General features: G+C 51.7%; 10 protein-coding genes and 1 pseudogene. 6 read left to right on the top strand and 5 right to left on the bottom strand.

Annotated features, from left to right (window positions below; translation table 11 throughout):
• Together IQ219_RS08535 and IQ219_RS08530 are read right to left on the bottom strand one after the other, a co-directional pair.
• A partial coding sequence (locus tag IQ219_RS08535) for an RNA-binding protein (protein WP_194072333.1) occupies nt 1-235 on the bottom strand: 235 nt, incomplete at its 3' end.
• 228 nt (nt 236-463) lie between these two features.
• Nucleotides 464-1693 carry an FAD/NAD(P)-binding oxidoreductase gene (locus IQ219_RS08530; RefSeq protein WP_194019041.1) on the bottom strand — a complete coding sequence of 410 codons (1230 nt, stop codon included), beginning with the start codon at nt 1691-1693 and terminating at the stop codon, nt 464-466.
• Between the two features lie 189 nt (nt 1694-1882).
• Between IQ219_RS08530 and IQ219_RS08525 the strand changes: the two genes are divergently transcribed.
• The gene (locus tag IQ219_RS08525; RefSeq protein WP_194072332.1) at nt 1883-2659 is read left to right on the top strand and encodes a TIGR00297 family protein; all 777 of its coding nucleotides are present in this window, start codon (nt 1883-1885) and stop codon (nt 2657-2659) included.
• A gap of 12 nt (nt 2660-2671) precedes the next feature.
• Nucleotides 2672-3307: a Holliday junction branch migration protein RuvA gene (ruvA, locus tag IQ219_RS08520; protein ID WP_194072331.1), complete on the top strand. Its 636-nt coding sequence runs from the start codon at nt 2672-2674 to the stop codon at nt 3305-3307.
• Here the strand turns inward: ruvA and mscL are convergent.
• Complete coding sequence (gene mscL, locus IQ219_RS08515; RefSeq protein ID WP_190598831.1) at nt 3301-3738, bottom strand: large conductance mechanosensitive channel protein MscL; 438 nt, start codon at nt 3736-3738, stop codon at nt 3301-3303. The two genes, ruvA and mscL, sit on opposite strands and share 7 nt — an antisense overlap.
• A 126-nt stretch (nt 3739-3864) precedes the next feature.
• On the opposite strand from mscL, the gene IQ219_RS08510 reads away from it, so the two are divergent.
• The 4 genes from IQ219_RS08510 to IQ219_RS20370 all read left to right on the top strand — a co-directional run bounded on the left by IQ219_RS08510 (nt 3865) and on the right by IQ219_RS20370 (nt 12288).
• Complete coding sequence (locus IQ219_RS08510) at nt 3865-5235, top strand: AAA-like domain-containing protein (RefSeq protein ID WP_194072330.1); 1371 nt, start codon at nt 3865-3867, stop codon at nt 5233-5235.
• A 301-nt stretch (nt 5236-5536) separates the two neighbouring features.
• Nucleotides 5537-11479: a translocation/assembly module TamB domain-containing protein gene (locus IQ219_RS08505; protein WP_194072329.1), complete on the top strand. Its 5943-nt coding sequence runs from the start codon at nt 5537-5539 to the stop codon at nt 11477-11479.
• Between the two features lie 174 nt (nt 11480-11653).
• Nucleotides 11654-12103 carry a hypothetical protein gene (locus IQ219_RS08500; RefSeq protein WP_228016815.1) on the top strand — a complete coding sequence of 150 codons (450 nt, stop codon included), beginning with the start codon at nt 11654-11656 and terminating at the stop codon, nt 12101-12103.
• 56 nt (nt 12104-12159) lie between these two features.
• Nucleotides 12160-12288, top strand: a complete 129-nt coding sequence (locus IQ219_RS20370; RefSeq protein WP_255512813.1) for a hypothetical protein — start codon at nt 12160-12162, stop codon at nt 12286-12288.
• 252 nt (nt 12289-12540) lie between these two features.
• On the opposite strand, the gene IQ219_RS08495 is transcribed toward IQ219_RS20370, so the two are convergent.
• Nucleotides 12541-13422 carry a phosphatidate cytidylyltransferase gene (locus tag IQ219_RS08495; protein WP_010872218.1) on the bottom strand — a complete coding sequence of 294 codons (882 nt, stop codon included), beginning with the start codon at nt 13420-13422 and terminating at the stop codon, nt 12541-12543.
• Between the two features lie 136 nt (nt 13423-13558).
• Nucleotides 13559-13833: pseudogene (locus IQ219_RS08490) on the bottom strand (precorrin-6B methylase); the annotation flags it as partial.

Here is a 13833-nt window from a genome sequence, read left to right as displayed (position 1 = left end):
GTCTTGCTTTATTAACTTTGAGATCCCGCCCCATCCATTCGGCTCCATCCAGAGCTTCAATGGCGGCCGCTTCTTCCGTTTCGGAAGACATTTCAACAAAACCGAAGCCCCGCATGCGACCAGTTTCCCGATCAGTGGGGAGTTGAACCCGCTTAACAGTGCCGTATTCGGAGAAGACAGTCAAAACGTCATCTTCGGTGGCTTGATAAGAAAGGTTCCCGACATAAATGGACATAAATTAGCTCCAAAACCAGAGAAAAGAAAGAGAGTGGGTTTCGGAGAGAAGCCTGCTAAGCGTAACCATAAACAATGCACTAACACTCATAACAAGTGCGTCTACCGATCCTTAATCTCACTGGCTGATCATAGCACCAACCGCCAGAATTTGATGGCTAATTTGTCTAGATGTCTTCACAAGGGAGAATTTTCACCAAAACCCTCCCCAGCCCTCGGTCAACTGACCCTAGGATTTGCCCAAAAGGGGCTTCCATTTGTCCGGTTCAAAGGCTTCTCCTTTGAGCATACGATTCCAATACAACCAGGGCAAAACATGACGTTTTACTAGCCACATGCTCCAACGCTCCTGGGTGGGGTCAAAGGGAAAGCTGGATTTGGGCTGGCCGTCGTAGTCAAATTCCGCCATGATGGTTTTGCCGTAGCCAGTGACCAAGGGACAACAGGTGTAACCGCCATATTGTTCCGTGGGTTGTTTGCTGTTTAACAAGCCCAAAAGGTTGGTGGCCACCACGGGGGCCTGTTTCCGTACCGCCGCCGCTGTGCGGGATGTGGGCAGGGAAGAGGCATCCCCCAAACTAAATACATTGCTGTAGCGATTATGTTGCAGGGTGAATTTATCGACATCAACCCAACCACCGGTTGCCGCTGCCAGGGGACTGTTTTTAATAAAATCCGGGGCGGCCATGGGGGGCGCCACATGGATGATGTCGTAGGGCAGGGTGACTTCCGTTTCCCCATTGACAGTAAAGGTAGCTTCTTTGGTATCGGGATTAATGGCTTTGAGGTTATGGTGGTAGCGCACATCAATATCCTTGCTGGCTGCTACTTTTTCTAGGGACTCGCAGTAACCAGGGATGCCAAAGATTTTTCCCACCGCCACCCCATAGGTAATGGTGGTTTTATCTCGCACACCATTTTTACGGAAGGTTTCGTCCGCTAGATACATAATTTTTTGCGGTGCGCCGGCACATTTAATCGGTGTGGCCGGAAAGGTAAAGAGGGCATTGCCTCCTTTGAAATTTTGCAACAGCTCCCAGGTGTAGGGGGCATAGCGGCGATCGTAGTTGCTGGTGACGCCATTTTTACCGAGGGATTCCTGGAGCCCCGGAATTAGGTGCCAATTGATTTGAATGCCGGGACAAACCACCAGATATTCGTAGCTGAGACAACGGCCATCTTGGAGGGTGAGGGAATTATTGTCCGGGTCGAAACTGGCGACGCTGGCTTTGATCCACTTGGCGCCGCTGGGAATGCAATCCTGCTCTGCTTTGATGGTGTCTTCCATGGCGAAGGCTCCCCCCCCCACTAAAGTCCAGGCTGGCTGGTAGTAGTGCTTATCGCAGGGTTCGACGATCGCCAGGTCGAGTTTGGGTTGCTGTTTTAATAACTGGGCGGCAACGGTGATACCTGCGGCTCCCCCTCCAACAACGATAATTTGATGGTTCAATGCAGTCATGGTGTTTGGCTAAAATCCGATAATCTCTTTTGCTTCAGACTGTTGTCGTACAGTGTGATCTTTATTCTGCCCTAGGGCCTGGCTCCCGGAAAAAATTTAATCCTTTTTCTGGCGATCGCCCTTGGTCTGGCCCGATCCTAGGAGTAACCCTTGATCCATCAACCATCGATGTTTTTGGCATTTTTCCCCATGGACAATTCCCTGATTAGTGAAGTGTGGCGGCAAAGTTTGGCCTTCCCCTGGCTTACCGGTATTGTGCTCAATAGTTTGCTGTTGGCCTTAGCGGCGATCGCCCCGAAGAAGCTTTTAACCACTGCGGGTTACGGCCATGCCTGGGTGCTGGGGGTAATCATTTGGGCCGCCCTGGGCTGGCAAGGGTACCTGGTGGTTTTAGCCTATTTTTTGGTGGGTTCCGCGGTCACCCGCATTGGCCAAGCGGAAAAGGAAGCCGCTGGCATTGCTGAAAAAAGATCCGGCCAACGGGGCCCGGAAAATGTCTGGGGTTCTGCCTTGACTGCTGCTTTCTGTGCCCTGGCGATCGCCTTTGGTCCGCAGGAGTGGCAACCCTGGTTAGCGTTGGGTTACGTCGCTAGTTTTAGCACCAAATTATCGGACACCACCGCCAGCGAAGTGGGCAAAGCCTACGGTAAAAGCACTTTTTTAATTACCACCCTGCAACCAGTACCGAGGGGAACGGAGGGAGCCGTGAGTGTGGAAGGCACCGTGGCGGGATTTGTGGCCGGGTTAGCTCTAGCATTTTTAGGTTACGGCTTGGGATTGATCACCCTAGGGGGCGTTATGTTCTCCACCCTGGCCGCCTTTGGGGCCACCAACCTAGAGAGTGTGATTGGGGCAACGTTGCAAAACAAATGGCCCTGGCTCACCAATGAAGTAGTTAACGGCATTAACACTTTCCTGGGCGCGGCGATCGCCATTGGCATGGCAGCTACGGTCCAGTTGATTTAAAAGCAAACTAGTATGATTCAATTTCTCCACGGGCAAGTTATTACAGTCACAAAAAATATTCAGAACCGTTGGTTTTTAATTTTGTCCGTTAATGGGGTGGGTTATGAGTTGCAGGTGCCCCATTCTTTAGCCCAACAATGGACTCCGCCGCCCCCGGAACCCCAACAGGTTTTTACCCACCTCTTGGTACGCCAGGACCAGATGGCCCTATTTGGTTTTGGTCGCCTGGCGGAAAGGGATTTATTTGGTCAATTGATGGGGGTAACCGGCATCGGGGCCCAGTTGGCGATCGCCTTAATTGAAACGCTGGGTTTTGAAGGCTTGGTGCAGGCAGTGGTGACGGGCAATATCAAACAATTATGCCAAACGCCGGGGGTAGGGAAAAAGGGAGCAGAACGGTTAGCCCTGGAGCTGAAAAGTAAGTTATCCCAATGGCACAAGCTACAAATGGGGGCTGGAGAAATTGACTCTGTCCTGCCCCAGACTGCCCTACTGGAAGACCTAGAAATGACCCTATTAGCCTTGGGTTACAGTCAGACGGAAATCCAGCAGGCGATCGCCATGGTCAGCCAATTTCCAGAGGTGGCCCAGAGTGACGATCCTGAAATTTGGATCCGCCAGGCGATCGGTTGGTTAAGTGATCATTGAGGGGGAGATTGCTGACTTTCTAAAGTAGTAATTAAACGATTAATAGAATCGGTTAAATTAGTTTGGGCTTCTAGCATCGGATCTGGCTGCACTTCCGCCACAATTTCTTCCTCCACTGCTTTTTTACGTTGCATTTTTTCGATGGCTTTAATGATGAGGAAAATCACAAAAGCAATAATAATAAAGTTCACCACTGCAATCACTAATTCCCCTAAACCTAGGGGTAAATCCTGTAATTGACTGACACCGGCTTGATCCAGCACTGGTTGGAGCAAAATTGCCATTAACCAAGCTACAAATGCATTAACAATGTTGGTAAAAGCACCACCAATTACTACGGCTACGGCCAGATCTACCACGTTACCCCGCAGGATAAAATCCTTAAAGTCCCGCCAGAATCCACCGGCCCCTTGTCGTCCACTTTTAGCCATGGGTTTAACTCCTCTTTTGTACTAAAATATTGTTAATTATTCAGTGGTATCATAGCAGTTTTCAGCGCTACCATTAAATCGGTTGGGCAGACGCTCAGCACTTAATTACCGAGACCATATTTGTCGATGAAACCAACTGGTTGGAACCAATTTTTACTAGACATTACCCACGACTACAACCTACGGGGCAAGCTTAAGGAGGTATTTTTAGCTCGCTTTGCCTACGAACATTGGCGCAAGTCCGACCTGGAGGTGTGGGAGATTGCTGAGGCCGCTAGCCATGAAACTTACAAAAAACAAATGACCCAAATTTACGGGGTTTTTGCCAATGATAAGCCAGGGGGTTGCCCAGAATTGGATGCCAGCAGTCGCGGACCAGGCAAGTTCCAACTGTTGCGAGATTGGTTTAAGGAGGTCAAATATCCCCAATGGCAGAGTGAGCAATTGGCCGGCGGCATTAATGGCCTTACCCCAGCATTAACCGTTGGCCGGGGCAGTCCCCTGGGAGATAACGTCATCTATGTTCTACGGCTGCCCACAGAGCAACAATGTCTTGAGGAACTGACCAGGGGGGGAGCCCTATTGCGCATTAAAGCTCCGGAAAAAATGGGCAAAACATCCCTATTACAATTTTTGCTAGGGGAAGTGGAGGCAACGGGCGATCGCCATATTTATCTCAATCTCCAAACGGCGGAAAGTGCCATGTTTAGTAACCTAGATAAATTTTTACGGTGGTTCTGTGCCAACCTCAGTCGGGAATTGGGTATTAAACCCAACTTAGATGACTATTGGGACGAAGAATTGTTTGGCAGTTTAGTTAGTTGTAAAACCTACGTACAAGATTATTTACTTGGTCAAACTGACCGGGCCTTAGTGCTGGCTATTGATAACCTAGACCGCTTATTTGAGTTTCCTGTCATTGCCCAGGATTTCCTGCCCATGTTGCGCTATTGGCATGAAGAAAGTAATAACCTGGCCCAATGGCAAAAGCTCCGTTTAATCATTGCCAATTCCACCGAAGCCTATGTCAAACTAGACGCCAACCAATCCCCCTTTAATGTGGGCCGTCAGTGGAAATTAACCGGCTTTACCAAGGAGCAAATTCTCCAACTGAAAAGCGCCTATGGTTTTGATGAAAATCAAATTGAGGAAGAAAATTTATTGAGTTTAGGCGAACTGGTGGGGGGTCATCCCTATCTGATTCGTTTGGCGTTGGATGCGGTACAGAAGACCAGTGTAGATCTACCCACCATTTTGGCCAATGCGGTTACCCAGAGCGGTATTTATAGCAATCATCTCCGCCGTCTTTGGGGCTTACTGACAGGGACGCCGGATTTGGCCGCCAGCATGAAGCAGGTGGTTAACAGTGACAGTCCGGTGCAGTTAGACCCCCCCATCGCCTACCGCTTGGAAAGCATGGGGCTCGTGACCCTCAGTGGCGATCGGTGCAGTGCTAGCTGTCCTTTGTACCAGCGTTATTTCCATGAACAGTTGTAAGGCGGTTAGCTGGGTTACTGTGGTATGGGTTCGATTTTGCCCTGGGTTGATGCCCTAGAATGCCAGGGGGAGCTTTTCCCAGTTGGCCAATGGTGGAGAAATGGGGCAAAAACTCGGTTAATAAGGCCGTAGTGACCCCAAATATTTGCAAACCCTACCTAATTTGACCAATTTGTTCTAACAGTTCGCCCTAGACCACTTTCTCCGCTAAAACAGAAACTAACCATCCCTGGCGGCGGTCTAGTCCATTTAGACCCCATGGTCAGTGAGTCGTGAACTGAGTTGATTTTGCCAAGTACCCATGAGCAACAATCCTTCCCCTCACAGTGCGGGGGCGATCGCCAAATTGAGACGTTGGCTAACTAGACCAAGCACCCTGATCACCCTGGGGGGTCTAGCGGTGGCGGGTACGGGCCTATATCTGGGAGGGCAACACCTGGCCTACCGGGAAGCATCACCATTTTTAGAGTCGGAATTATCCAGATTGTTGGGGCGGCCGGTGGACATTGGCCCGGTGGAGGATTTCCGTTTACTGGGGGTAAGGCTGGGCAATTCTTCCCTACCACGGACGGCCGATGATGCGACGGCGATCGCCATTGAAGCCATTGAAGTGGATGTCAATCCCCTACCTTTTTTGGTGGGCAGGCCGGTGGAAGTTAGCGCCACCATTGTTAATCCCCAGGTGACCCTGGAGCAACAGCCTACAGGGCAATGGACCACCATCACGTTACCGGAGGGGGACAAACCCTTTTCCCTCCCCCTGGATTTAACGGTGGGGGTGACGCTGGAAAATGCGCAACTGCAACTGTTACCCCAGGGTTTTCAGCAAGCAGTGGAAATTATCGCCGCCGGCCAAGGAGGTTACCAATATCGGCGTCAGGATGATGGCCCCCAACAAACCGTTAGTTATGACCTGGGGGTGCAATTAGCTGGCAGTGATCTCCAGGCCCAGGGGCAAACGGTCCTCAATACGGGGGAAAGTCAAACCGATGTCACTATTAACCGCCTCGATTTACCTGCTTTAGCCAGTCTTTTACCCCCTTTACCCGTGACAGTGGAAAAGGGCCAGGTGTCCGGACAGGTGCAGGGTACCCTACCCAGTTGGCAACAGTGGTCCGCTTTACAAACCGTGGGCGATGTTAAGTTAGCGCAACTCCAAGCCCGCATCGATAAGGTCAAGGCCCCTTTGCAAGTTGGTTTAGACCTGGGATTGACTGGGCAAAAGTTGCAGATTAACCAGGGCACCATTAACCTCGGCCCCCTCAATGCTATGCTCCAGGGCACCATTGACTGGCGATCGGGCTACGATGTCCAGTTCAGTACCAAGGCCATTGACACCGCCGCTTTCCTGGATACCATTGCTGTTCCCCTGCCATTACCGATTACAGGGGAAGTGCAGGTCCGGGGACAGTTGCAGGGGCACCTCACCGAGCCCCAACTCCAGGGCCAGTTGACCAATGTGGCCACGGTAACCCTGGATCGAGTTCCTCTGAATCGCTTGGGGATTAATTTCCGGGCCGATTTAGACCAAGTTACCTTGGCCGATGTCAGTTTACGACCTGTCAGTGGAGGGGAAATCCAAGCTCGGGTACAGTCCCCCTGGAAACTACGGCAATTACTAACCCCCGAAGCGAACCAGTGGCGGTGGCAGGCCATTCCCGTGACAGGCCAGATCAGTGGGGCGATCGCCACCATGGCTGTGCTGGAAACTTACGACTTGAATTTGCGGCAGGTTGAAATCGGTAACCTGGGTTTTTCTGGCCAGGCTGGGGGCACCTTGGGGAATCCCCGTTTAAATGTGCAATGGCAAACCACCGATGGCGATCGCCAGGGCCGTCTTAACCTAGGCACTAGGGGGGAAGCTAATTTAGTGGGGCCCCAATTAACCCTCACCCAAGCGGAAGTAAGCACCAACCAGGGTTCCTTGACAGTGCAGGGCCAGGCCAATTTTGCCCAGGACCGTTGGCAAGCCCGCTGGAACACGGCCCAATTTCCCCTGCAACCCCTTTTGCAAAGCCTGTGTGGCCTAGAAAAAAGTAACTTTTGCTCCCCCCAACTTACGGCGCAACCCCTCACCCTCACCAGGGGCCAGGGCAATGTGAGCGGGGAAATTTTTGCCTTTGACCCCAACGTTTGGCAGGGCAATGCCGAGATTCAACTCGCCAGTCAGCAACAAACCGCCGCCATTAGTGCCAATTTGACCAGGGGGCAAGTCCAAGCAGATGTAGAAGCCCGCAACATTGCCGTCAATCAATATGTGCCTGCTTTAGCCGCGCCAGTGGACCTCTCCCTTGTCAGCGCCCAAAGCCAATTCCCCTTGGCCCCTCTGTTGGCAGGGCAATTACCCCTGGGACAAATACAAGCCCGCAGTCAATTCACGGCCCTGGTGGACGATCGCCAAATCACTGGCAATGCCCAATTGCGAGCAGGTACAGTACAAACCAATGCGACCCTGGGGGCGATCGCCCTTAATCCCTTTTTACCTGGGTTGCCGGTGGCGGCTAGGTTAAACACGGGGAAAATCCAGGGCAGTGCCTTTGTGGGGGACATTAATACCTGGGCAGGTGTGCGTAACTTTGACCTCAACCGTCTCCAGGGGGAGGGCCAGTTAAAACTCACCGTTGCCAATGGCCCCGTATCGGTAAACGGTACTCTGCTCAATGGCAACTTAGGGGCGATCGCCAATGTGGGGGCCATTCCCCTCAACGCCCTCGCTCCAGAAATTCCTGTGCCCGCCCAAGTGCAGAGAGGACGTATCTCCCTGGGGGCAAATCTGGCCGACCTGGTGCAAGCCCAACCGGATTTGAGTCAGGTGGCGGCGATCGCCAATGTAGATTTGGAGGTGGCGGGGGGAACTGTAACCAGTGTGAGTGCCCTGAAAAATCTCACCTGGCAAAGTCGACTCACTGCTAGGGAAATCAATCTCAATCCCCTACTAGCCAAATATGGTGGCACCGATCGCTCCGCCCTGGCCCCGGTGGAGGGGGAAGTGCGACTGGCGGGTAACTTAGCTAATTTATTCAGCACCGCTAATAATGCGGGCACCATCCCCGTCACAGTGCAACGGGCCGCTTTCCGCAGTGGGCCCCAGAACCTCAATGCCGACGGCAAGATTACCATTGGCAACTTCCGCCAACGCCCAGCCCTGACCAATGTCAATCTCAATGTCAGCAATGGCCTCAGTTTTGCGCCCCTGCCCATCGATGCCCTACTGACCCTACTGCCCCTGGCCCCGGAATTTCGCCCCCAAGCTTTGGCCATGGAGGGCACCAGCCAATTTACCGGGCAGTTAACGGGGCGCAACGTCACTGGTTTGGCAGATTTAAAATTAGCGGGCAATCTGGAGCTCAATAACTTAGCCGTGAATGGTTTTGGCTTTGAGCCCCAATTGCGGGGCCCCCTGTCCGTCCAGTTAAACCAAAATGTCCTAGTGGATCTCCGGGGGCAAGTGGATCGCCTAGCGGTGAACTTCAAACCCTGCCGGGGCAATTGCCTGTTTCCCTACCTTCCCACCAGTTTTAACCTGCGTCAGGCCTATGGTCGGGAGCAACCCATCCTCGCCCAGGGCAAACTCAACGGCGATCGCCTAGCCATGGAAGTGAAAGATTTTCCCCTTGCCATTTTAGACCTGCGGCCGGGGGTACGTTACCAAATTGCCGGGCAACTGGATGGCAACCTCAACGCCGACCTCGTGGTTAACCTCCGTAACGGTAACGGCCAGGGTAATTTGGCCATTGATGCTGTCAGCCTTGGCTCCTCGGCGATCGGTGAAGTGACAGCGGCCCTGGGCTATCAAAATCAAACCCTACAACTCAAACAAGGCCAGGTTAAAACCCCCATCGGTCAATATCAAGCCCAGGGTTCTCTCAACTTCAGAACTGAAGCCATCCAAGCTAATGTAAACGTCAACGGCGGGGAAATTGCGCCCCTGTTGGCGGCGGCCAATATTTCCGATGTGGGTTCCCTACTGCGGCTTACGGGTTTAGAGTCCGTCCCCAAGGAATCTGCCGATATCGTTGGCCCCCTCAGTTTGGGCAACCCCGATGGGTCGTTGGAGAATCAGCTTAATCTCCTCTACGTCATTGACCAGCGCATTATCGCCCTCGCCCAGCAGTACGAACGGGGGGGGGTACCGACCCAGTTAAACGTCCAGGGAAATTTTGATGCGGCCCTTAACTTAAATGGCACCCTACGGGATCCGGCCCTCGCCCTCAAAGTACAGGGCAGAAATTGGAGTTGGTACCCCCAGGGGCCCTTTCCCAACATTGTGCCCCCCATCGGGCTAGTGATGAATGAAACCCGCTTCCTGCCCATTGAACAGTTTCAACTGGAAGCTAAATTTGCTGACGGTCGTCTGGCCCTACTACCCTCTTTTGTGCAAATTCGAGAATCTCGCCTGGGGGCAGAGGGAATTTTCTCCCTAGAAAAAACCCAATTGCAATGGTCAATTAAGGATTTTAATCTGAACAATTTGGACTCCTTTGTGGAAATGTCCTCCGCCTTTGGTGCCCGTCTCAACGCCGAAGGAAGTGTGGCCCTGACCGCTGCCGGCCCTGCCCTATCGGGAAAATTCAACTTTGACCAGATCACCCTCAATGCTAGGCCGGTGCCGGAAGAAGTGGGGGGACAATTCGATTACCAAAATAATTTATTGCAGTTGGTCACTTCGGAAGCTTCTCCCCTCTACTTGCGGGCTGATGTGCCCTTTTATTGGAATCCCCAGGAAGCGAAGGCCGCAGAGGGGCCAAGTACCTTTAGAGCTGAATTCAAAATTCCCCCCAATTCCTTGGAGTTGTTAGACGTGGTCAGTCAAGAACAATTGGTCTGGCTTGGCGGGGAAGGACAAGCGGATTTAAAGGTAGAAGGGGAAATTGACCAACATAACGGCATTGGCATTTCCGATCTTAGAGCCCTCGGTAAGGTCAGCCTCAATGGAGCACAAATTAGGAGTGCCGCCCTACCAACCCCGGTGCAGGTGGATGGGGAAATTCTGTTTAATAACACAACGATCGCCATTGAACAGTTAACGGGGCAACTGGACCAAAGTCGGATCGAAGTGGCCGGTGTACTGCCCCTATTTGATGCCCAGCCGGGCTTGGAAAATCCCCTCCAGGTCAGCATTAAACCGACCAATATCGCTATTCCCAATCTTTACCAAGGTAATTTAGCGGGGTTAGTGACCGTCGAGGGTTCTGCCCTAGCGCCAAAACTCACCGGAGACGTGGCCTTAGCCAATGGTAGGGTATTTGTGCCGGACCGGAGCTTGGACAGTCAACCAAGCCGCATTGCGGAATTACGCACCAGACTGGGTTGGTTCAAGGGCACAAGGCGATCGCCTTTGGTGGAACCCCAGTTGAATGACCTACGCATCACCCTGGACAATCTTCATATCGAGCAGGAGCCTCTTTATGTGTTTACCTTTGGTGGTGGATTAACGGTCAATGGCCCCCTGACTGACTTTAACGATCTGCGGGCTGATGGTACCATTAGCCTCGACCGGGGTCGGGTCAGCTTTTTTGATACCCGCTTTTTGCTCGATCGCCGGGCCCCCAACACCATTACGTTCTATTCAGATGAGGACCTAATTAACCCCAGCTTGAACATTGCCATGCGCACCATTGTGTCCGATCTGCCCCAGTCGGCCCGGATGCGCTCCCAGGAAACCAATGAATATCCCGACGACAGTCTGAATCAAATTGAGCGGATTGATGTGCGCCTCACCATTGATGGCAGTCTGAGCCAAATTTTGCCCAATATTAATCCCCGCTACAGCGCCGTTTGTGATCCCACTGTCACCTTCCGACCGCTCACAGGGGTGGGGAGTTTTGATGAATTTCAACTTGATCGCCTTTCCCGCTGCCTACAAATTCTGGCCGCCCAGGGGGTAGAGAACGAACAAATTTTTAGCAATCCGGCCCTGAACCTGACCAGCAGTCCTCCCCGTACCGAAGGGGAAATTGTTCGCCTCTTAGGAGAACAGGTGATTGTTTTGGTGGATGCGCTCCAGGGCAAAAACTCCAGCCAGTTATTGCAGGTGGGCATTACCCAACTGGCCATCCCGATGATTTTCCAGGGATTGGTCTACGACGTGGAAACGGCTATCAGCGACAAAATCAAGAGCACGGACTTCCGGGTGGTGCCTTTCCTCGAAGCTATCTATGAGGTGGAGGACAAGGGCTATATGCGTTTCACCTACGATTACAATTTCAGTCAGTTCATCATTCGCTATGAGAAACAGTTCTAAAACTGGCCCCCTGGAAGCTGAAGCTAGTTTTTTGTTAAGGTGGGGCAAATTTCGGTTTTTGCGGCCCGGTGATTTCCCTCAGCATAGAACGCTCTGGTTCCTGGTTAAGGTGGAGTCACCAAGTCCCCATTGCTCACCCCTACTTCTATAGATTGTGTTAGGAGAATTTGTCCCATGTGTGTTGGTTGCTTTGTCGTTTCTGCTTTTACCCTATTTATGCCCCCCACGGAGGCCCCTGTGCCCAATGGTTTGAACTTTGATGGAGCTCCCCCCACCATGGAACAAAGCCAGGCGATCGCCAGACCCACGGCCGAGCAAGCAGAACTGGAACAATTGCAGGTGGCCATCGGGGAGATGGTGGCTTCTTTTCCAGATAATGCCGAGGGGCAGATGTTGAAAAATAAGTTTGGTGAATTAGAGCGGCAACTCCAAGCCACCGATGACTTGGCAGAAGCTAACAATATTTTGGATGAGGGTTTTGAGAAAATTAAACAAAAAATCCTTGCTTCCCCCTATGCAGATGAATTAATTAGCTTGATGTATGAAATTCGGGAAGCCCAATTTGAACGACTGCAGGTTTTTGCCCCCACCATCCCCGGCAACAAAAATGGCTGGTTGAGCTAACTCCATTGGTTAGCTAATTTTCACTCTTCATTGCCCTGGCGATCGCCATAAAGGGCATGAATGATCGAAACCAAGCCACTTTCCAAAAAGCGAAAAACTCTAGTCGGGACACAGCGGAGACTGACATTGAAAGAATCAAGGCCACCATGGTCAGCTCTCCTGCGCCCCGTTATATGATGGCTTAGCAACTGTGGTTTCAGCGGCATGGAACAAAATGAAACTTGGGATAAACTCCAACCGACGAAAATGTTCACCCCAGCCTTTCGAGGGATAGCAAGTTGGCAGGAACGGGAAGTTTCACAATCGCCCTAGAAAGAAACTAGTCTGAGCAAAGGTCAATTCTTGGGTACGGTCTATGGGCTATGTCCTATTTTCGCTGCCCAAATAGCCCCCTTCTGACCAAGGCGATCGCCAGAGAAAAACGCAAAGACGTTCAATCAAAGATTGTTAAGCACGGGCAACAGTAAAACAACAAAATAATAAACTAGGGGAGCCGTAAAGACATAGCTGTCGGTGCGGTCTAAAATGCCTCCGTGCCCCGGAATTAATTGACCAGAATCCTTCACCCCCGCATCCCGTTTCATCATTGATTCCGTTAAGTCCCCCAGCAGACTGACTATGCCGATTAATAGGCCCAGTAAAGCGCCGGTGATTTCCCAATAGGGCCATTGTAAATACCACGCCCCCAATACCCCCACTAATAAACTACCTCCCACTCCCCAGAGGGAACCCTCCACGGTTTTTTTTGGACTAATGTCCGACAAACGAGTACGTCCCAACCATTTACCCATAATGTAGGCGCCAATGTCCGCCGCCCAGATACAGGCAAAGGCGAGGATGGTCACCAGCAGGCCGGTGGGAAAATTTTCTGGATGGGCCCAGGACTCTGGCCAAAAGCCATTCAGGGGTAAGTGTAGTCCCATGGGGTTAACGGCTCCGTCCCCCAACCGTAGTCGGACCCAATAGCTTGGTAAATAGCCGCCATAAAACAAGCCCAGTAACGAGGTGGAAATATCGGCAATGGTGGCCATTTTGGGTTGAAACAGCAAATAAAAGCAGATCAACGCTCCGGTTAAAGGAAAAAACGCGTCGGTTAAGTGGGGGGTCACCGTGGCCGACAGTAGCAACATCAATGACAACACCATGGTGGTCTTAGCCGCTGGCGCAATGCCCTTAGCCCTGACCATTTGGAAATATTCCCGCAACCCCAGATAAATCACTAAGGCGATCGCCGCGCTAAAGTACCAACCCCCCAAAATTAACAGGGAAAACGCCAAGGCAATGCCGATGACCGCACTAATAATTCTCTGGGTGGGCATGGTAAAGGTAAAAAAGACCAAAAATAAGGGAAAGTGTCAACCCGGCACTGAACAAAATTCACTGTTTGTTAACCTTTTCTTAGTTTTTATTTTAGAACAGAAGCAAACCCCTAGGCCTTCTTCCCTATTTCCCCGACTAGGACAATTTTTCTCCCGCCAAAATAAAAGTGGGGTCCACTGCGGCAAAAACCTGTTGTAAGCCCCGTTTTTCCAGACGATTTACCCCCGCTTGCACCACCTCTACATTGCGGACCTGTAAGGCCGACAAAGTTTCAGAAATGCCATAAAGACTTTCCAAATTACTCGCTGTTGCCACCAAACGACCCCCAGGAGCTAAATGGGCCCAAGTTTCCTGCAAAATTTGCTTAATGGGACGGCCTCCCTCAATGCAGATATGGGTGGGGTGGGCAA

The organism is Synechocystis sp. LEGE 06083 (assembly GCF_015207725.1).
GTDB lineage: Bacteria > Cyanobacteriota > Cyanobacteriia > Cyanobacteriales > Microcystaceae > Synechocystis > Synechocystis salina.
Note: the sequence above shows the minus strand (reverse complement) of the source record. Positions and strands in the feature narration are given on the sequence as shown.